The sequence below is a fragment of the Vibrio sp. 99-8-1 genome (assembly GCF_013114595.1).
GTDB lineage: Bacteria > Pseudomonadota > Gammaproteobacteria > Enterobacterales > Vibrionaceae > Vibrio.
The window spans coordinates 1-19805 of record NZ_VTXE01000009.1 but is presented as its reverse complement, the minus strand read 5'-3'; the positions used below and the strand labels follow the sequence as shown (position 1 = coordinate 19805).

General features: G+C 41.4%; 18 protein-coding genes. 13 read left to right on the top strand and 5 right to left on the bottom strand.

What is annotated here, in order from left to right; all coding sequences use genetic code 11:
• Positions 1-4: 4 nt before the first annotated feature.
• Positions 5-925 carry a LysR substrate-binding domain-containing protein gene (locus F0227_RS06335; protein WP_171752350.1) on the bottom strand — a complete coding sequence of 307 codons (921 nt, stop codon included), beginning with the start codon at positions 923-925 and terminating at the stop codon, positions 5-7.
• A 139-nt stretch (positions 926-1064) separates the two neighbouring features.
• Between F0227_RS06335 and F0227_RS06330 the strand changes: the two genes are divergently transcribed.
• The 10 genes from F0227_RS06330 to F0227_RS06285 all read left to right on the top strand — a co-directional run bounded on the left by F0227_RS06330 (position 1065) and on the right by F0227_RS06285 (position 10250).
• Positions 1065-1535 (top strand): TRAP transporter small permease subunit, encoded by a 471-nt coding sequence (locus F0227_RS06330; RefSeq protein WP_171752349.1) that lies wholly within the window; start codon positions 1065-1067, stop codon positions 1533-1535.
• 13 nt (positions 1536-1548) lie between these two features.
• On the top strand, positions 1549-2847 hold the full coding sequence (locus tag F0227_RS06325; protein ID WP_171752348.1) for a TRAP transporter large permease: 1299 nt from the start codon (positions 1549-1551) through the stop codon (positions 2845-2847).
• Positions 2848-3006: 159 nt separating this feature from the next.
• Positions 3007-4011 (top strand): TRAP transporter substrate-binding protein DctP, encoded by a 1005-nt coding sequence (gene dctP, locus F0227_RS06320; protein ID WP_171752347.1) that lies wholly within the window; start codon positions 3007-3009, stop codon positions 4009-4011.
• Positions 4012-4131: 120 nt separating this feature from the next.
• Entirely contained in the window at positions 4132-4440 is a 309-nt protein-coding gene (locus F0227_RS06315) for a (2Fe-2S)-binding protein (protein WP_171752346.1), read from the top strand.
• A 13-nt stretch (positions 4441-4453) separates the two neighbouring features.
• Positions 4454-5893, top strand: a complete 1440-nt coding sequence (locus F0227_RS06310) for an NAD(P)/FAD-dependent oxidoreductase (RefSeq protein ID WP_171752345.1) — start codon at positions 4454-4456, stop codon at positions 5891-5893.
• On the top strand, positions 5883-6998 hold the full coding sequence (locus F0227_RS06305) for an FAD-binding oxidoreductase (RefSeq protein WP_171752344.1): 1116 nt from the start codon (positions 5883-5885) through the stop codon (positions 6996-6998). The genes F0227_RS06310 and F0227_RS06305 overlap by 11 nt, the downstream gene beginning before the upstream one ends.
• Positions 6999-7028: 30 nt before the next feature.
• Complete coding sequence (locus F0227_RS06300; RefSeq protein WP_171752343.1) at positions 7029-7376, top strand: RidA family protein; 348 nt, start codon at positions 7029-7031, stop codon at positions 7374-7376.
• Between the two features lie 67 nt (positions 7377-7443).
• A complete protein-coding gene (locus F0227_RS06295) occupies positions 7444-7764 on the top strand; it encodes a hypothetical protein (protein WP_171752342.1) in 321 nt (106 codons plus the stop codon).
• A gap of 545 nt (positions 7765-8309) precedes the next feature.
• A complete protein-coding gene (gene glpQ, locus F0227_RS06290; RefSeq protein WP_171752341.1) occupies positions 8310-9404 on the top strand; it encodes a glycerophosphodiester phosphodiesterase in 1095 nt (364 codons plus the stop codon).
• A gap of 195 nt (positions 9405-9599) precedes the next feature.
• Positions 9600-10250, top strand: coding sequence for a PAS domain-containing protein (locus F0227_RS06285; protein ID WP_171752340.1), 651 nt, complete (start codon positions 9600-9602; stop codon positions 10248-10250).
• Positions 10251-10634: 384 nt separating this feature from the next.
• Here the strand turns inward: F0227_RS06285 and F0227_RS06280 are convergent, their stop codons facing one another.
• The 3 genes from F0227_RS06280 to F0227_RS06270 form a co-directional block, all read right to left on the bottom strand.
• On the bottom strand, positions 10635-11759 hold the full coding sequence (locus tag F0227_RS06280; RefSeq protein WP_171752339.1) for an aminotransferase: 1125 nt from the start codon (positions 11757-11759) through the stop codon (positions 10635-10637).
• A gap of 16 nt (positions 11760-11775) precedes the next feature.
• Entirely contained in the window at positions 11776-12750 is a 975-nt protein-coding gene (locus F0227_RS06275) for an ornithine cyclodeaminase family protein (RefSeq protein WP_171752338.1), read from the bottom strand.
• Between the two features lie 214 nt (positions 12751-12964).
• Positions 12965-14827, bottom strand: a complete 1863-nt coding sequence (locus F0227_RS06270; protein WP_171752337.1) for a methyl-accepting chemotaxis protein — start codon at positions 14825-14827, stop codon at positions 12965-12967.
• A 514-nt stretch (positions 14828-15341) separates the two neighbouring features.
• Here F0227_RS06270 and F0227_RS22075 point away from each other — a divergent pair.
• A complete protein-coding gene (locus tag F0227_RS22075) occupies positions 15342-17312 on the top strand; it encodes a methyl-accepting chemotaxis protein (protein WP_171752336.1) in 1971 nt (656 codons plus the stop codon).
• Between the two features lie 72 nt (positions 17313-17384).
• Here the strand turns inward: F0227_RS22075 and F0227_RS06260 are convergent, their stop codons facing one another.
• The gene (locus tag F0227_RS06260; protein ID WP_171752335.1) at positions 17385-17906 is read right to left on the bottom strand and encodes a DUF2058 domain-containing protein; all 522 of its coding nucleotides are present in this window, start codon (positions 17904-17906) and stop codon (positions 17385-17387) included.
• 217 nt (positions 17907-18123) lie between these two features.
• On the opposite strand from F0227_RS06260, the gene F0227_RS06255 reads away from it, so the two are divergent.
• Together F0227_RS06255 and F0227_RS06250 are read left to right on the top strand one after the other, a co-directional pair.
• Positions 18124-19128 (top strand): porin, encoded by a 1005-nt coding sequence (locus F0227_RS06255; protein ID WP_171752334.1) that lies wholly within the window; start codon positions 18124-18126, stop codon positions 19126-19128.
• Between the two features lie 343 nt (positions 19129-19471).
• Positions 19472-19630: a hypothetical protein gene (locus tag F0227_RS06250; RefSeq protein WP_171752333.1), complete on the top strand. Its 159-nt coding sequence runs from the start codon at positions 19472-19474 to the stop codon at positions 19628-19630.
• The last annotated feature ends 175 nt before the right edge of the window (positions 19631-19805 follow it).

Here is a 19805-nt window from a genome sequence, read left to right as displayed (position 1 = left end):
TGACTTACTTACTAAATTTATTATCAATGTTTAATAAGTGTTGATGTAAAATTTCAATGAACGCGTTAGTTAGCAGTGATGCTGGTCGTTGAGAAGGGGTGAGAATACCGACAGATAGCATCACCTTTGGGGTAAATGGACGGAAGGTTAACTCTGGGTTAGTCATTTTATACTCAAAATAGCTATCTGCTGTCATAGGATCACAGATTGAGTAACATAACCCTTCTTCAACCAGTTTCAACGCAGGTTGAAAATTTCTCAATTCGAATCGCGCATTAAACTTTGCACCATGTTTTTCAAATACTTTTCTCGTCGCCAATAAGTTAGGGTGCTCTTCTTGTAATGTTGCCAATGGTTTGCCGCATAGATCCTTTGGGGTTATCTGTTTTTTCTTTGCGAGAGGATCATCCACTCGTAAAGCGCACACACAACTCATATCCAATGGAATAGTATTAATCGCGCTATTAGGAGCTGGCATCTCAGCAAGGCCAAGATCGTACTGTTGAGAAGCGACCCACTCTTCGATCACTGATGATGCTCTCATCATAATAGAGACTTTGACCTTAGGTTTGTCTTTCACAAAGTCGGCGACCAATTTAGGAATCAAAAATTGTGACGAAGCTGGCATACATGCAATGCGTAATTGACCTTCTTGTAAATTGCTAAGCTCTTGCATTGTGCGGGATGTTCGTACCAAACGTTCTAGTATCGCTTCGGTCTCCACTAAGAAATAAGATGCTTCCGGTGTGCGTGCCAATCGGCCTCTTTGTCGTTCAAAAAGAGCAAGTCCTAACTCTTCCTCAAGGCTTGATATCATTGCGCTTACCGCAGGTTGTGTTCGGTTCAGAGCGCGAGCTGCGTCAGAAATAGATCCCGTTCTCATAACTTCTCGAAAAGCTTGCAGCTGACGAATACTCAAATTCATTACATTTCCTCAAGTTAGGTTATTTATGCCAGTAACCCATAAGATTTATTTATAGTTTAATCATTATTATTGTTTTGATTTTATATTTTCGAATTGTAACATTGTTAACAACGTAATAACAAAAAGGCAATGTGGAACCATGAATCGATTTGTGAGCCTGCTGCTTACAGGACTAATTTGTTTGGTTGCTGTCGGGCAATTTGTACAGGTAATAACGCGATATGTGTTAGAGATTCCTGTTATGGGGTTGGATGAAACTTTGTTATACCCAACGCTATGGCTGTACGTGCTAGGAGCTGCAAATGCATCGAGAGAAAACTCCCATATTCGTGCCAATGTACTGGATATTTTTCTACACAATGAAAAACATAAAACTGTACTGGCAATAGTGGGAGAAACGATCAGTTTGATCGTCTGTTCGTGGTTAATTTACTGGGCATGGGATTTTACAAAATATTCACTTCGAGTTTGGAAAGAGAGTCCAACTTTATATATTCCGACATTCTACGTTGATATTGCCTTGCTGGTTGGATTAGTGCTGATGATGTTCTATACAGCCATTCATTTGATTAAACACATCCGTAGTTTATCTACTTCTAACGCATCTTAAGGACGATTTTACAATGGTAGAAATAGCATTATTAGCTGTGGCTGTTTTAGTCATTTTACTGACATTGGGTATCCCTTTACCGTACTGTTTTGGCGGGGGATTAGCGGTGATGTATTTTCTTGGTGATGTCACTATGAAGGGAAATATGTTGTGGGGATTTCAACAACTGGGGAACCCTGTATTGCTCGCCATTCCACTGTTCGTGCTTGCAGGAACCATAATGAGTGTCAGTGGCATTGCTGCCAGTTTATTGCGCTTTGTGAATATATTTGTCGGCCACCTTAGAGGCGGGCTCGGTGTTGTGGCTACGATTAGCTGTGCTTTGATCGGTGCAATCTCTGGTTCTGGTCTAACAGGAGTTGCGGCAATTGGTCCATTGTTGATTCCTGAAATGGAGAAACAAGGCTACCCGAGGGCTTATGCCACAGCATTGATTGCTAATTCTTCGTTGCTTGGGCTACTCATTCCACCCAGTGTGACAATGATCGTTTATGGCTGGGTGACTGACACCTCCATTTTAGCCTGTTTTTTAGCAACGTTGGGGCCTGGTTTATTAATCATGACCAACTTTTCAATTGTTAATATTTGGCAGGCTCGTAAGTTTCCCTTGGTACTAGAAGAGCCACTTAAAGGCGCTGATTTTGTTGCTGAGGCAAGTCAACGCGGTTTGAAAGCAACCCCTGCGTTGTTAATGCCAATCATCATTTTAGGTGGCATATATGGTGGTGTGATGACACCAACAGAGGCCGCTGCTGTCGCAGTTATCTATGCCATCCCTGTCGGATTTCTAATATATAAGGGGCTCGATGTTAAGACCTTTTTAGGGGCGGGAAAAGAAGCATCAACATCGGTAGGGGCAATAATGCTAATGATTTTGTTCAGCATGATTTTGTCTCAAATGTTTGTATTAGAAAGTGTTCCTCAGGAGTTAGTTGAGGCGATTTTCTCAATCACCGATAACAAAGTTATTTTACTTATTCTTATTAACTTCCTGCTCTTTTTTGTCGGCATGGTAGTGAATGATGTCACCGCTATTATTTTGATTGCACCGCTGCTGCTGCCTCTAATGCAAGCTATTGGCGTTAGCCCAATTCAATTTGCAGCCATTATGGGAGTGAATACCGCTATGGGAGGTGTAACGCCACCATACGCATCCATTCTTTATCTGGGTGCGAGAGTGGGTAATGTTGAAGTGACTAAAGTGATTAAACCAGCGCTTCTTCTCATCGTAACAGGTTATCTTCCAGTGGTGTTCTTGACCTCTTTTTGGTCGGACTTATCACTCTTTCTTCCGGCGTTCTTTGGCTATTAATGCCATTAAGTGGTGAAGGGAAATTAGCAACTAATCATTGGTTATTTAAAGCCAATTATAAAAGAGATACACAGTACAAAAGTAATTACAAAAATAATAGAAATAGCAGCAGGATTGCTGCCAACACGTGAAACACAACGGTAATGCAAGGAGAACCTTATGCAAGGTGTAACAATAAAGAGAGCAGTAATAGCGAGTGTGATTGCTGGTGCGATGGGGTTGAGTGGAATCGCTCAAGCCAAGACATTAAAAATTAGCCACATTCGTCCACAAGGCGCCATCATCGATTTAGAACTTAAAGAGTTTGCTGCGGATGTGAAATCGGCAACGGATGGTGATGTTAAAGTGAAGATTTTCGCTGCGAGTGCATTGGGCGACTATACAACGGTACAAGAGAGAATTTCTGTAGGGGCCGTGGACATGGCGGTGCAGCCAGCCGCAACTGCCGCATCCCGAAAAATGCAGATCAGTGCTTTCCCTTATGTTGCTGAAAACTGGCAGCAAGCTCGTAAAATTTACGGTCCAGGAGGCGCTATTTATAGCGCAATGAAAGATCTTTATAGCAAGCAAGACATCACAATGCTGGCTGCTTATCCTGTTTACTTTGGTGGTGTTGCACTAAACAGAGAGGCGGTTTCTCCGGGGGATCCTTCGGTTTCTAAAGGAATAAAAGTACGTGTGCCTGGCATTAAAAGTTTTCAGCTGACAAGTGATGCACTGGGTTATATCAGCTCACCAATCCCTTTCTCTGAGGCATTTACAGCGGTACAAACTGGTGTTGTGGATGGTGTTATAGGTTCTGGAGCTGAAGGTTATTATGCTTCATTTAGAGATGTAACGAAAACCTATATCCCAGTAAACACTCATTTTGAAGTATGGTACATGATCGTCAATAGTGAGACGTTAGCAGATTTAGATGAAGCGGATCGAATGGCGTTACAAAAACAAGCTGAAAAGTTTGAGCAAAAACGTTGGGGTAAAGCAGAAGCAGATCAGGCTGCATATGAGCAAAAGCTTGCTGACTATGGCGCAACCATCGTGAAACTGTCTGATGCACAACTGGCAGACGTTGCACAGAAAGTACGTACAGATGTATGGCCGCAAATTCTAAATGATGTTGGTTCCGACTGGGGACAGCAGATCCTAAATCAAATTGATCAGTAAACCTGTGATCAATTTTTACCACTAATAAACCTGCGCTGTGATAGCCAGTAGAGAGTCTAGCTACATTCTCTACCGGTTTCGCACGCGCATTTTTTAGAAAAGTTAGCTTTGGAGAGTGACATGTTTCGGGTTCTTTCGTCACCTAAATCGGATTATGTAGAGATCAGCATAAACGATGTTTTTTATCAGGTGCCACAAGGGATATCAGTATGGACTGCTTTGGCTTTGCATGATCAAACTGTGACCCGATTAGCACCGGTCACTGAGCAAAATCGTTCCGCCTATTGTGCGATGGGAGTTTGCTACGAATGTTTAGTCGTGATTGATGGAATGCCAAACCAGCAAGCGTGTCTTGCGACTGTTTCTCCCGGAATGGTCATTTGTCGGCAACAAATTACTGAGGTCTCCGTCAGTGATAAATGCGAGTAATGAGGCAAAGAGAATGAAAAGTTATGATATTGCCATTATTGGGGCGGGACCATCGGGAATGCAAGCGGCTATCACGGCAAGTTCTTATGGGGCGTCGGTGGTGGTTATTCATGATAAAGCGACGGCTGGTGGGCAGATTTATCGCAATGTTAGCGACAGTTCGTTACCCGATATTAAGGCATTAGGTACTGATTACCTTAAGGGGCAAACTCTAGTCGAGCAATTTGTGCAATGTAGTGCGGAAGTGATTTATAACGCGTCAGCATGGCATGTTGGTGATGATGGTGAAGTATTATTCTCAATGAATAATCAAACTCATCGCTTACAAGCGAAAGAGATCATTGTTGCTACTGGTGCAATGGAGCGTCCATTTCCGGTTACTGGCTGGCATTTACCGGGAGTGATGTCTGCGGGTAGTGCGCAAGTGATGCTTAAAACAGATGGCTTAGTAAAAGATCATGCTGTGTTTGTCGGCAGTGGCCCTTTATTGTATGTGATCGTTGCTCAGTACTTGCGACTAGGGGTTAAGGTTGATGCTGTTGTAGATACCACGCCGAAAGCACACTACTTGCAAGCGGGTGTGCGGATAACCGACAGTTTGTCTCAACTAGATATGATATTTAAAGGTTTAGGGTTACTGAATGAAATTCGCCGTTCTGGTACCCCTTTTTATCGGTTTGCCGATAAGTTGTCTATTTCGGGGGAAAATAAAGCTCAGTCACTTCAATTCTATCAAGGAACAAAGCGTGTTGAACTCTCTGTTCAGCACCTATTTCTCCATCAAGGTGTGATACCAAATTTAAATCTTACCCGAGCGCTAGGGGTCGAACATGAGTGGTGCGAACAACAGTTATGCTGGAAACCACTTATAGATGGATGGGGACAAAGTTCTATCCATAATATCTCCGTTGTCGGTGATGGTCGTGGCATCGTTGGTGCGGATGGTGCAGAACAAAATGGCGTGATTACGGCGCTCAATTTGTTGTGTCGATTGCAACGGGTCTCTGTTACTGAAAGGGATCGTTTAGCAAAAGAACCCATTGCTCGTTTAGAGAGATTAAATCGTTTTAGACGATTTATTGATGTACTTTATCGACCTGCAGAACAAAATCGCATTCCTACTGACGACGATGTCGTGGTATGCCGCTGTGAAGAGCGCACGGTCGCACACTTGCGTATTGGTTTTCAGCAAGGTGCGATAGAGCCCAATGCACTCAAAGGTATTACTCGTTGTGGTATGGGGCCTTGCCAAGGTCGTCAATGCGGTCATACCGTCAGTGAATTATTGGCAAAATGGCAACAAAAATCAGTCTCGGATATTGGTTATTATCGCCTTCGTTCACCTATGCGCCTGTTGACACTAGAAGAGTTAAGCCACTTTCATCAAAGGGAACCTCAATCCCTGCCGTTAACTCACAACTCAAACGATCAGGATTCAAGCTATGAAGGTTGATGTCATTGTAATAGGGGCTGGCATTCAAGGATGCTCGACTGCGTACCATTTAGCAAAACAAGGGGTGAAAGTCGCGGTTATCGAAAAAGATCATGTTTCTAGACATGCATCGGGTGTTAATGCTGGTGGTGTTCGTGTTCTCGGGCGACATCAAGCGGAGATTCCTCTTAGCTTAGCATCGATGGAGCGTTGGCAGAATTTAGATGAAGAGCTGGATGGTGATACAGGCTATCGACGTCGTGGTTTAATTAATATTGCGGCAGATGAAAGCGACATGGAGACGATCTTTCAGCGACAGAGAGAACTAAGTCCACTCGGTTTTAAGCATGAAGTGGTATTGAATCAATCAGAATTAAGAGAAAGGCTGCCTCATGTAAATCGTGATTGTGTTGGGGGTGTTCTTTCTGAAAATGATGGTTATGCCATACCGTATAAAGCGACATTCTCATTTCGAACCGCTGCGCACCGGTATGGGGCTGTGTTTTATGAAGGACAAACGGTTAAACAGATACGTCAAGTTGGAGAAACTTGGTTAATCAATACTCATAATGGTCAATTTGAGGCGGGACATATCGTTAATTGTGCTGGTGCCTGGGCGGATAAGATGGCGGTTATGATTGGTGATAATGCGCCTATGTCGTACAGCGCTCCTATGTTGATGATTACCTCAAGGATGCCACATTTTGCCGGGCCTGTAGTGGGGGCAGTGAGTCGCCCTCTCTCTTTTAAACAGTTTGAAAATGGCACAGTACTTATTGGGGGAGGAGCGAAAGGTTTCGCCGACCGAGAAGCGAACAAAACACGCTTGGATTACAGTAAGTTAGCTGTTGGAGCCAAAAATGCCATTGAGTTTTTCCCCATTATGAAATCAGCCTCCATAAACCGAATGTGGGCAGGGTTAGAAGCTTATATGCCTGACAATTTACCGGTTATTGGTAAAAGTGTTCGTAGCAGCAATGCTTATCATGCGTTCGGTTTTTCTGCACATGGTTTTCAAATGGGGCCTATCGTCGGACAGGTAATGAGTGAACTGATTGTTCATGGCAAGAGTGAGTTTAACTTACACGCTTTTCGCGTCGATCGGTTTGAACGAAAAGTACTGTAACTATTAGTAATAAGAGGATATTAAAGCATTATGAATATTGAGCGAATGGACTCTACAGAACGTATGAGCCGCATTGTAAAACATAACAACACCATATATTTGTGCGGACAAACCGCGGGTGATGAAAAGTGGGATATCGCAGAGCAGACTCAGCGTTGTTTGGATAAAGTTGAAGCGTTATTAGAGCAAGCGGGCAGTGATAAAGATAAAATCTTGTCGGTGACCATTTATATTCGAGATATCAAAGATTTTGCATCAATGAATCAAGTATGGGATGCATGGGTTGCTCGCGGAGAAAAACCCGCCAGAGCTTGTGTTGAAGCTAGAATGGCTAGGGATTCGATATTGGTTGAATTATCCGTGATTGCAGCGCAATAGTGAATTAGTGGCCGCGAGATAAACTTGTTATCATAGCGGCACTTTTCAATATGACGGTGAGTTACTTATGATCTGGCGGACTGTGTTACTGTTTCTTTCTTATTGGATATTAGCGGCTCATTTTTTGCGCTACGACGGTATTTTCCCGACCGCAATTGTTGCCTCGATACCTCTGTTAATCATTATTCGCCACAGGATGGTTGTCTATCTATTGCAGGCGGGATTACTTGTTGCTGTAATTGCAGTCTGGATTCCAACGACCATAAATATTGCTCAGTTTAGAATATCAATGGGGGATCCTTGGTTAAGGATGTCGCTTATTATGTCTGGAGTTATGCTGTTTAACCTAATTACCATCTGGAGCATGTCGACGTTTTATAAAAAGTAGAACTGTAGGTAGAAAGCTTTGGTAAATTAGAGCGTAGAACGATCTATTTGCGAGAGAGTGGCTTTAATGTTCGACACTTTTAAAACGCGCACCATTCTCTTTCTCTGTCTGAAGTATTCTTGTTACCCGTACTCATTAATCTCCCCTTCTCACTTATCTTATTCTGAATAACTTCTATATAAAACAACATGGTACCTATGGTGATGTTGCTCGCAACTAAGGGTGTAACTTTAGTCTTTAGATGTTTGTTAGAAGCACATCACAGTAACTTTATTTTCGTATGAGCATTATATGTTCGGTTTTGTTTTCGAGTGAGTGTTTTTTGGCTCTCGAAAAAGAGGATATCTAGGGTTAATCAACCTAGAAATGGCTATTATTTTTGCTGTTTAGATCGTGATTTTTAGTAGAGATGGTTTTGGTAATGTTGGCTCGTATTTGAGTTTTCTGGTGGTAATACGCCAGCTTGTTTAGTGATTGGCAGAGAAATAATGGATGAGATTTTAATCAGTGAAATCTATTTTGTGTGCGAATTAAAAGGGATAACAATGAAAAAGCAACTTCTTACTACACTTATTTTAGCAACATTGGCCGCTCCAGCATTGGCAAATGAAGACAAACTTGTGATTGCTCATCGTGGTGCGAGCGGGTATTTGCCGGAACATACTTTAGAAGCTTACTCAGCTGCATATTTTATGGGGGCAGATTATATTGAACAAGATGTTGTCATGACGAAAGACAACAGGCTGGTGGTATTACACGACCACACTTTAGATAGAACCACTGATGTGATGAAGAGATATCCAGATCGCTACCGAGTAATTGATGGAGTAAAACGTTGGTTTGCTATCGATTTTACTTTAGATGAAATCAAGACTCTGCGCGTCACTGAAGGCTTTAAAATTCCGGATAACTCAGATGCCGATCAGGTTCAGGATCTTTCTAAAGCTGGTTACCCTGAGCGATTCCCTCTATGGAAATCTAACTTTGAAGTGGCTACGTTTGAAGAAGCCATTGAGTTAATTCAAGGGTTGAATAAGTCGACAAAAGGCAATGTCGGTATCTATCCTGAAATTAAAGCGCCTTGGTTACATAGAAAAGAAGGCAAAGATATATCTAAAGCGGTATTAGAAACGTTAAAAGCGTATGGCTATGACGATAAAGATGACAAAGTGTATGTGCAATGTTTTGATCCTATTGAAACTAAGCGTATTGCTCAAGTATTGATGCCTGCTATGAATATTGACCTTAAAGTTGTGCAGTTACTGGCTGAGACCAGTTGGAATGAAACCATGGTTGTCGACGATAAGGGTAACGTAACACCATATAATTATGACTGGATGTTCAAAACAGGAGCGATGGCTGAAGTTGCAAAATATGCTGATGGTATCGGTCCATGGAAGCCTATGTTAGTGGATGATAAGTCAAGCTATGACAATATTATTGTTAAACCATTGATGACAGAAGCCAAGGCTGCTGGGTTACAGGTTCATCCATATACTTTCCGTAGCGATAAAGGACGCATCGCCCCCTATGCTAAGGACTTCGACGATATGTTGAATGTGTTTTATTACAAAGTGGGTGTAGACGGTGTCTTTACCGATTTCACCGATAAAGCAGTCAAGTTTTTAGCTGACAAGTAACACTCTAGCGTTCATCAATTGCAAACCAGCGTGGGTAGTTTTTACGCTGGTTTTTGTTTATAAATCACACTCTCACCTCAGTAGTAGAGGATTGTTTTAACATCGATCATTTAGATGATATTTGCCGCTATACAAGATTAATCGAGCTAGGTAGTATGCGAGCTCTTACTACAGTCAGACAATAGCCTCGCCAGTATGGATAATGAAATTACAGCAAACAAGACTCTTTTATTGCAGCGGTATGCCTCGGTAGCGGATGGTGTTGCTCTGCTATTTTCCGATTATGTGGAAGTGATTATTCATGATTTACACAGTCAGAGTGTTGTGCATATAGCCAATAACATATCAAAACGAAAAATTGGTGATCCTTCTTCGTTAGACGATGTGAATTTTGAGCAGACTGAAACGGTTATTGGACCATATGAAAAGCTAAATTGGGATGGAAAAACAATCTGTTCTACCAGTATAGTACTGCGTAATGATGATGATATTCCCATTGGCATGTTGTGTATCAATATGAGTACAGGGCCCATTCAAGCAGCTCAGGATGCACTGGCATTATTGCTCCCTATTAAAAAGTTGATCCCGCAACCTGAAAAACTCTTCCATGATGATTGGCAAGACAAAGTAAATAGTTTTACTCATAGTTGGTTAACGTCTAAGAAATTAACCATTGCATCCTTGTCTCGTCAAGAGAAGAGAGAGTTAGTCGAAGCTCTATATGATAAAGGCGCGTTTAATGGCAAAAGCTCGGCGGATTATATTGCTAGTGTATTAAGTATGGGACGTGCAACTGTGTTTAATTATCTGCGAGAAATAAAACAGTCTCGTGGTGGTGGCCGTTAGCAACAACGAGTTTTTCTATCGGTTTCGGTAAAGTAAACAATCCCCAAGTAACATGGCACGTCACTTGGGGATTTTATTATATTCATTCCACTAAACTATCTAGGGTCTGTTGAACTTTCGAGAGCAGATTTTGTTCAATCTGAAAGCGGTTTGAGCAAGGCATGAGGAGAGCAGCATAGTTATTCTATGTAAGCGACTCATAACACAGCTCAAGGTGTTTTCAGATGAACCCTTCGGGCAGCGTTTGTTGGCACTTTCTACTGCGTTATCACCTGATTTGTGTAGTTGACTACACTGCACAGGTGCTGCCTTGTATAAAACACCAACAAACTGCTGCAAAAATAGTCGCGAAAGGTCAACAGACCCTAGCCAGTCAGGTTGAATCTATGACTGTTGTTCTGCAAGGAACTCGGAGACTTTCTCTAATCCTTCAACCAATACTTTAGGGTTGTTGGCGTAGCCAATTCGAACATAGCCTTCCATTTCTAATACGCTACCTGGGGTAAACATTACGCCTTTTGACTCAAGTAACTGGACGCAAAACTCTCGGCTAGTCATAGGGAGATGATATTTGAGTAGAGCAACAGTACCCGATTTCGGTTTAACGTAGCTGATTAATGGCTCATTTTCGATCCATTTGTCTAATACCTCACGGTTGGTATTACAAATATCACGGCCTCTTTGCAGAATTTTATCGCGACACTCTAGTGCGATAGAGGCAAAGTGGTCATCCAACATACCAACACTTATGGTGTTGTAATCTCGGTGAATGGTTACTGCATGGATAACATCTACAGGAGCGGCGATCCAGCCTAGTCGAAGACCTGCAAGGGAGAAACTTTTTGACATACTGGCAGTACTGATGCCTTTTTCATATAAGTCAGCAATAGACGCTGTGAATCCGTCACCTTCGGCATCGGTACCTCTGTACACTTCATCACAAAGCAGATAAGCATCACAAGCGCGTGCTATATCGACCACTTTCAGTAAAAACTCTTCTTCCATTAACGCCCCTGTAGGATTGTTAGGGTTGTTGATGGTAATTAATTTTGTATTGCTGTTTGTGGCCTGCTGCAACTCTTCTAAGTCAGGCAGAAACTGATTTTCTTCTTTCAGTTTTACTATTTGTACGTCTGCACCATAGCTTTCTGGAATTGAGTAATGTTGTTGATAGGTGGGTAGAACGGATACCACTCTATCTCCCGGTTCCACCAAGGTTTCGTGTATGAGCGCATTGGCACCAATCGCTCCGTGAGTGATAAGAATGTTGTCTCTTTTTTGCTGACGGTAAATTTGGGTAATGTTATCTCTTAGTCTGTCCGAACCTTCAATTGCGCCATAGGTGAGCTTCATTGGTAGCAGTTCATCGAGAATCACGTCTCGTTTACCTGCCATATCTAACAACTGCTCAACGGTTAATGATTCAACGCAAGTCTCTGCTAAATTATAGAGACAGGTGTTTTCGTACTCATTCATCCAAATTTCAACGCCAAATTCTTTAATTTTCATCGTGGTTCCTTAAATATTATTTGTTATTTTTTGTTGCTAACTGCCAAATCCCATGGGCAATGGCAACATCTTCAAGGCCCAAACCAATAGAACGGAAAAATACAGGTTTATCATAATCGGGTAATGGGCAACGTTTTGCTACTAGATCCGCAAGATCGCCAATAATTGCAGTTTGATCCCACTGATGTTGTTCTGCTGCTAGGCGCATTTCACCTGCACTATCCGGAGTGGTTAGCTTGTAGTCACAATAAACATCAGCAGTGGTTAGCATGGCTGGTGGTACTTCATGGGCATTAACGGCATTGGTGCTAATCGAAGTAACGAGCGCAGACGATGGTATTTGCTGCTCAGTGACGACGGGATTAGCCGATGACGTACATAGCATAATGACATCGGCGTTTTCTGTCGCTTCGCTTGATGAGGTAACAATAGTGATTCGATCATCCATTGCCGAAATATCTTGTTTTCGTTGTATGTCTTGTTGCAATTCAGGTGCATATATTCTTATTTGCTGCCATTCCCTCAATGGTAGTACATGCTTTAAATGTGCCATGGCAACATTACCGGCTCCAATTAGGGTGAGATGTGTACTGTCATGTTTAGCTAGGTAATCAATCGCTAATGCTGTTGTTCCGGCGGTTCGTTCAACGGTTAATTGTCCTGAATCACATAGTAATAAAGGAAGTCCTGTCTGCATTGACATGAGTTGAGTCCATGCCGTGATGATAGGTGCTTGCTCGGTAACAATATATGGTGACAATTTGGCACCGAAAACCTGTTTATCTGCGAGTACACCAAGATAGGTAATGAAGTCGCCTTTGTTGTCAGGAAATGGCGTTAGAGTTTGGCTTGGCTGAATGGCATTACCTTCAGCTAGAGATAAAAATAAGCTCTCCATTAACTCTGTTACGTTTAATTGCGCAGTAAGTGCGTCAATATCATGCTGATTAAGCACTATAGGTGTGTCTGTTTTTTTGATTTTATCGGTCATTTTCTGATCACTTTTCGATACTTGGTAGTACGGAGTATACTTTTTAGTATAAATTATACTGTGAGGTATTCTTGGTTTTAGACAGAATGACGAATAAGGCTTGGTTGAGTTAATTGAGGCCGATAAGCTGAGGGGATAGGTGGAGCCAATAAAAAACCCAGCATAGCTGGGTTTGTGAGATTGAATAGTAACTCTATGTTCTTATAAAGATACTCTATAGCTTAAATTGTCCAACTAGCGCCTTAAGGTTCATGGTCATTGCGACCAGTTCTTTGTTGGCGGTAGAAAGCTGTTCAATGCCAGCTGCCGACTCTTCACATATTTGACTAATATCGGCCATATGGTGACTAATTTCGTTACTGGTTTGGCTCTGTTGTTCGGTAGCAACGGCTATTTGGTTATTCATGTCTGTAACAATTTCTACTGAGCTAGTAATACTAATGAGCGCATCATTTGCAAGTTTGGCTTGAGCTACCGTGCTCATGGCCTGTTTCTCATTACTGACCATCACTTTGGTTGCGGTTTCTGCATCCGCTTGAATTCCATCGGTAATGGTGAGGATCTCTTTGGTCGCTTCCTGCGTTCTCATCGCCAATGTTCGGACTTCATCAGCAACCACTGCGAATCCTCTTCCTGACTCTCCAGCTCTAGCCGCTTCAATTGCGGCGTTCAACGCCAGTAAGTTAGTCTGGTCGGCAATTTCCTGAATCACTTTAAGCACGCCACCAATATCCTGACTGTGGGTCACCAATTTCTTAATGACTCCGGTAGTGCTACCTACATCATTTGCCAGTTCAGTGACATTGTTAATACTGATATCAGACACTTCACAGCCTTGGTAAACTTCTTTTCTGGCATTGGTTGCCGCTTCTTCCGCTTGTGTTGAGTTTAACGTGATGTCTTGAACTGTCACGTTCATCTCTTCCATTGAAGCGGAGATTTGACTGATGTCGTGTTGCTGTTTATAAGCCCCTTCTTGCGCTTGTGTCATTACGACGGACATCTCTTCAGAAGTCGTTGCAAGTTGTTCTGCGGAATGAGCCACTGTGGTTACAGTGCCATGAATTTTACCAACAAAGATATTAAATGCTTGGCCTAATTCGGCAATTTCATCTTTGCCTGACTCATCCAGTTTGACGCGAAGATCTCCTTCTCCTTGCGCGATGTCATTCATCGTATCGGTGACTTGTTTTAGTCGTGATGTAATTCTATTTGCAATAAACAACACCAATACTGAGATGAGGAGGGCTAAACCAATACTTAGACTTGTTAGCGTATATTTAGTCTCGTCTCTGACCGCTGCCACCTCTTGTTGTAGCTTTTCCGCCTCTAATGCCAGCAAAGTTTCAGTCTGCTTTATGGTTGCTCTTAACTTGCCAATCACTCCTTGATTGTCATTTAGTCCTTTTTGTTCAGAGAGAGAAACAAACTGTTCGAATGATGCATGGTATGCATTTAGCATGGAGGATAAATCTGCACTGATGGCAGCGTACTGGCTGCTTTTTAATGTAGATAATGTGCTTGAGACTTGTTGAGAAAACTGCTCTGCATACTTGATATCATAGCGGAGCATGAAGTCTTTTTCATATTTACGAAGTAGCAACAGTTGACGCTCAAGTTCTGGTTCATTGCTTTCTTGTGTTATTACTTGAAAGTTGTGAGCGGCATTTCTTAACTTACCATATGCGCCACTGTTTTCATCTAGCCCGATTTGCTGTTGTATTTTGGTAAGCTCTTCAAAGCCTTCTTTGTATTGATTAAAGGCATTTACCAGATCTTCTTTTTCTGAAAAATTTATCTCAGCGTCGGCTAACTTAGACTCCAGTAATTTGAGGTTATTGTTTAGATCTTGAAAGTGGCTGTCGAACTGTGTTGTGTATTTAATTGATTTTCGGGAGAGAAAGTCTTTTTCATCTTTTCTCAGTATGAGCATATCGGCCTTAACATCGGCGACATATCGAGACGCTTCAATAGAGGATTCAATTTTTTGTACTAGTTGTTGGGTGCTAAACATTAGAGCAAGCATCCCTAGCACGATAATAGCCATTATCGTTACGAGCATTTTTTTTATTGACATTGTTATAGGGCCTATCTGAATGAATTTATTAGAATATTATTATTGAGCTATATGTTATTAACTCTTTGTATTTTATCGTGATTATACATTCCTTAAACGATATTTGGTACATAAATCAATAGCTAAAAAATAGATCATAGAACTCATTTTTGATTCATTTATAAAATAAAGAGAGAGTGATTATATTGACAATGTACTCAATTGATTTCACTTTATCTGGTTGCGTAATAAGCTAAAAGAGGTGCTCATCAAGTTTTTTTTCTTTTTAACTGGGTAATATAACTTCGATTTATACATGCAGGTAAATATATACATCATTGGCTGTTTGGGGTGGCGTTTTACGCTATCTACTTCTGAATTCAGTAGTTATTCAATGTGGAATAGAAGAGTCTCCGATGCATATAAAGCTTGTTGCTGTACTTGAACTGATAAAACTAGAATTATTTAAGAAGTTCAAACTGAAGTAATAATTGAAGCCGGACTCATTGAATACTTTAACCAGAGGGAAATAATTGTGTTAATTCGTCATAAATTGTTAGCAGGAGGTCTCTCCTTATTGGTCGCAGCGTTGTTGATACTGTTTGTGGTTATCCAGTACTTTGCAACCCCTGTTATTCGTCAACAGTCGATACGAAATGCTGAACTACAAGCGCAAACCACAGGCGAAAGTATTGCTAAAGAGCTAGCTAAAACCGCAGTATTAACCAAAAACTTGGCTTCATTAGCACAAATATTACCCATTGATACGTCACAATTTATTAGCCAGTTGGAACCCCTTATTGCCAGTGGTACGGGAGTAGCCGGTGGTGGAATTTGGCCAGAGCCAAATAAGCTGATAGCAGGACAAGACAAAGCGTCACTATTTTGGGCAAAAGCTGGGCCAAACCGATTTGAGTTATTGGATGATTATAACTCCGCCTCAAGCAGTCCGTATCAGCAGGAAAGTTGGTATCAAGATGCGAAAGGAACGGCTCCTGGAGAGTGTGTTTGGTCAGCGGTATATACAGACCCTGTCTCTAACATTCAGATGGTGACTTGTTCTGTAGAGATAGAAAGAGACAGCCAGTTTTGGGGCGTCGCTACCATTGATGTTGAGTTGGCCGGGCTGGATGGTTTGTTGACGGAAGAGAATAAAGCTTCTAGCTCTTTTGGCTTTATTGTTGACCAGTCGCAGCAGTTGATCTCTATGCCGATGCTTCGTTCTGAAAACCTATCCATGCAAACTCTTGATCAAGTAGCTCAAAGTGATCGAACATTACAACCTTTCGTTAATGCATTAAACAAAAAAGACAACCAACCTATTGAGTTAGAAGAAGGGGTGATTGCAGATGATTCATCCATTCTAGTTACATATACTTTGCCAGAACAAGGCTGGCGTACGGGGATTATTTTGCCCGCTTCTGTTGCTATGGCCTCGGTGTACTCGTTAACAAAAGCATTATATAGCTCGTTAGTCACTCTCATTGTGGTGTTTGTTATTGTCTTACTGTTTGCTGGAAATCGATTAATTGCTCAGCTTCAGTCGACAACAAAACAGGTGCGTAAGTTAGTGGATGGCAATATCGATAATAAGTTGGAAGTGAGAAGTAAAGATGAGATGGGAGAACTCTGTTCTGCCATTAACGATTATGGTGATAACCTTGTCGATATTTTATTTAAAGTTCAAAATGAAGCTGAGAAAGTAAAAAATAACGCTGAGTCTATCAATCAACTAAGCTCTTCTTCTTCCAGCCGTGCAAGCTTATTGATGGATGAAAACCATACACTTGCTACCGCGATTAATGAAATGGCCGCGACAGCAACAGATGTCTCCCAAAATGTTATTTCTGTCGCGAATATAACTGAACAGTCGGCTGAAATGGTGAATAGTGGATTTAAGTTGATAGAGAGCAGTGGTCAGTCAATTAATCAGTTATTCACCAATTTGAGTGATGCTTCTGGGGCTGTAGAAAAGCTTTCTCAAGATTCTCAGGAAGTGGGTTCGGTTCTGGATGTCATTATGAATATTTCAGAACAGACCAACTTATTGGCTCTTAATGCGGCCATTGAAGCTGCTAGAGCAGGGGAGTCTGGCCGAGGTTTTGCCGTTGTTGCTGATGAAGTTCGTACGTTAGCAAGCCGTACACAAAAATCAGCGGTTGAAATTGAAAGTATGATTAAGAAGCTGCAGGAAGCGGCGAAAGATGGTGTCAGCGTGATTGATGGCTGTCGAGAATTGTCAGAAAAAGTCAATGAGCGTTCTGAAGAGACTCGAATTCAATACGAAGAGATTGTTATCGCATTCAATGATATTCGTGATAGAGCAACCAGTATAGCGGCGGCGACTGAACAACAAGCCAAAGTTACTGACAGTGTTGATGAACTGGCTGAACGTATACGACATATTTCTAATAAAAATGTAGAGGATGCGGAAGTGTTTAGCAGCGTTAGCTCAGAATCGATGGATCAAGCTCAACGACTGTATGCCATTAGTCAGAAAGGTTAGTCGTGATTTTAGCTTAACTCATCTCTAATCTGGTGATAGATAGCCCTCTTTTTAAGAGGGCTTTTTACGCTTTTACCACATTAAGTCATCAGGCACGACAAACTGTGCGTAAGGATCGTCTTCATCCATAACGTCATCAGAAGCAGTATTGTTTTCAATAATTGAGTCTGGGTCGCGCTCTGCAATCTTATTGGCAGCTGAAGACGGAATAACAACATAGCTCTCTTCGCTGCGAGCAATAGAAAGAATCCCTTTGCTTAATTGATCTTGTACTTGTTGGCTAACATAAAGAGACTTAACAAATTTATCATCAGTAAAGTTGTATTTAATGTCACCATCTTTAGTATCAACTTTATTCATTTCAATTAACTGTTTTACTTGAGCCTTAAGTTCTTTACTTAACTGCTCTTCAGCTCTCTGTTTATTGAGCTCAATATCTCGCTCGCGCTGCTCAGCCTTTTTTTGTTCAACAGCTTCTTTTGCTTCTCTGGCTTGAACCCGAGATTTCTTAGAGCCTTTCTTTGCTTTTTTAAGTTTTTTCTCGTTAACGAGCCCTGCTTTTAACATCTGCTCTTGTAAGCTTAGTTTTGCCATTTTGTATAACCTAAATTACTGAACCAAAAAATTTATTAATGCCAATTGTGGCATTGCTAACATGCTAACCTACAATAAGTTATGTGCAGACGGATTCTTTAATTGTATTGATTTCGCCCACGGTGTTTATCGTAAAAAATACAAAGCAAGTTGTAAGGTACTGGTTGTGACCTTCTTTATGCATTTGTAGCAACGTAAAAATTATAAAGGATTATTTATGAAAAAGTTAGCAGTGCTTACGTCAAGCCTTATGGTATTGATGCCCCAAGTGGTGTCTGCCGAAGTGTATTTAGGAGGCAAGTTAGGACAAACGTGGTTAAATGACTCTTGCTCTGTGAGTGCGAGCAGCTCGTGTGATGATGATGCGTTTGGTGGTGGTCTTTATGCAGGGTACGACTTTAATGACATTTTTGCATTAGAAGCGGGTTACGATATTTTTGGTGACTTTAAATCAAACTTTACTCATGTTGGCAATAACTATGTCGTTGATGACACTTTAAAAGCTTTTACTTTGGCTCCTAAGTTATCTATTCCTATGGGGTCGTGGGACCTGTTTGCCAAAGTAGGTGGAGCATGGGTGGATTACGATGACAACAATGATATCGCGCTACTCGCGGCACTCGGCGTTGAGTATGAATTTACTGACAACTGGGCAGCTCGTTTAGAGTATCAACGTATCAATAATATTACCGATGATTTTATTAGCAGTTTGGATGTCAATTCTGTATTTCTTGGTTTAAGTTATAAGTTTGGTGGCAGTGAGCCTAAGCCAGTCCCAATGGTAGTGAAGGAAGAGCCTAAACCAGAACCAGTGGTTAAAGCAGAACCTGAACCTGTGAAACCAGTGCCGCAGAAAAAACCGATGAAGCTCTTTAAAGAGTACGGAGTGGAGTTATTTGACAATGACAGTGCTCAATTAGCGGCAAATAGCGAACAATATTTTGATTGGCTAATTGGGGTCATGAAGAAATACCCTCAAGCAACCGTGGAAATAGTTGGTCATACCGATTCCAATGGTTCTGAAGCCTATAATCAAACCTTATCGGAGCAACGTGCTCAGTCTGTTGCTGATTACCTCATTTCACAAGGCGTTGAATCGTCACGAATCAGTTCTTCAGGCGAAGGGGAAATGAACCCTAAAGCGTCCAATGATACCCCTGAAGGTCGAATGGAAAATCGTCGTGTAGAAGTAACCGTTAATGAGTTTGAGTATCAAGAATAAGCCACGTAATTAATTGATTTAACTTAGTGAAAAAGTGAAGACAGTAAAATGTCTTCACTTTTTTCTGGTGAATGAAATGTTAACCGGTGTTGTGTTGCCTTTAATCTAGCGCGAATAACTATTCGCATTTTATGCTGCCAATGGTGGCATTAAGCTTATTGTCAGAAGTAAGTGTGAAAACTTATGCAATTGTAAAATTATTGTGAGTTAACGTTTACACTGAGTGAAAATTGATCTGGATCATTTTTAATTCTATAAAATTAGGCAGTATTAGCAATAGCTTTAATAAATATGATACCAGATGCAAATATGGCTGGGATAATGTTCTACAGGGGAGGTATGAATGTTTTCAACAGGAGATAAGCCGGGTAAAGGCTCATACGTATGTGAAACTTGCAGATTGGCTGTTGTGATTGACGATGACAGCAAAGTATTGCCTTATTGTCCTTGCTGTGAAGCTCGTAAATATCTATCAAAAGATTGGAATAAAAAACAAGACTGACGATTACGATTAGTTGCGTTGCTAAATTATTGCCAAAACTAATACATCTAAACACCCCATTTTATGGGGTGTTTTTTTGTATGCAGAAAACCCCCAGCTAGGCTGGGGGTTCCGTAAAGCTTACAGCTATGAGTCAGTTATAAAACCCCTTTCAATTTGTTAAAACCTCCTTGTG

Excerpts from the sequence above, each read along its gene's own strand:
- F0227_RS06285 (WP_171752340.1), top strand. The coding sequence starts at position 9,600 with ATGGATAATGAAATTACAGCAAACAAGACTCTTTTATTGCAGCGGTAT.
- F0227_RS06330 (WP_171752349.1), top strand. The coding sequence starts at position 1,065 with ATGAATCGATTTGTGAGCCTGCTGCTTACAGGACTAATTTGTTTGGTT.
- F0227_RS06270 (WP_171752337.1), bottom strand. The coding sequence starts at position 14,827 with ATGTCAATAAAAAAAATGCTCGTAACGATAATGGCTATTATCGTGCTA.
- F0227_RS06300 (WP_171752343.1), top strand. The coding sequence starts at position 7,029 with ATGAATATTGAGCGAATGGACTCTACAGAACGTATGAGCCGCATTGTA.
- F0227_RS06250 (WP_171752333.1), top strand. The coding sequence starts at position 19,472 with ATGTTTTCAACAGGAGATAAGCCGGGTAAAGGCTCATACGTATGTGAA.
- glpQ (WP_171752341.1), top strand. The coding sequence starts at position 8,310 with ATGAAAAAGCAACTTCTTACTACACTTATTTTAGCAACATTGGCCGCT.
- F0227_RS06255 (WP_171752334.1), top strand. The coding sequence starts at position 18,124 with ATGAAAAAGTTAGCAGTGCTTACGTCAAGCCTTATGGTATTGATGCCC.
- F0227_RS06325 (WP_171752348.1), top strand. The coding sequence starts at position 1,549 with ATGGTAGAAATAGCATTATTAGCTGTGGCTGTTTTAGTCATTTTACTG.
- F0227_RS06275 (WP_171752338.1), bottom strand. The coding sequence starts at position 12,750 with ATGACCGATAAAATCAAAAAAACAGACACACCTATAGTGCTTAATCAG.
- dctP (WP_171752347.1), top strand. The coding sequence starts at position 3,007 with ATGCAAGGTGTAACAATAAAGAGAGCAGTAATAGCGAGTGTGATTGCT.
- F0227_RS06315 (WP_171752346.1), top strand. The coding sequence starts at position 4,132 with ATGTTTCGGGTTCTTTCGTCACCTAAATCGGATTATGTAGAGATCAGC.
- F0227_RS06310 (WP_171752345.1), top strand. The coding sequence starts at position 4,454 with ATGAAAAGTTATGATATTGCCATTATTGGGGCGGGACCATCGGGAATG.
- F0227_RS06335 (WP_171752350.1), bottom strand. The coding sequence starts at position 925 with ATGAATTTGAGTATTCGTCAGCTGCAAGCTTTTCGAGAAGTTATGAGA.
- F0227_RS06260 (WP_171752335.1), bottom strand. The coding sequence starts at position 17,906 with ATGGCAAAACTAAGCTTACAAGAGCAGATGTTAAAAGCAGGGCTCGTT.
- F0227_RS06280 (WP_171752339.1), bottom strand. The coding sequence starts at position 11,759 with ATGAAAATTAAAGAATTTGGCGTTGAAATTTGGATGAATGAGTACGAA.
- F0227_RS06305 (WP_171752344.1), top strand. The coding sequence starts at position 5,883 with ATGAAGGTTGATGTCATTGTAATAGGGGCTGGCATTCAAGGATGCTCG.
- F0227_RS06295 (WP_171752342.1), top strand. The coding sequence starts at position 7,444 with ATGATCTGGCGGACTGTGTTACTGTTTCTTTCTTATTGGATATTAGCG.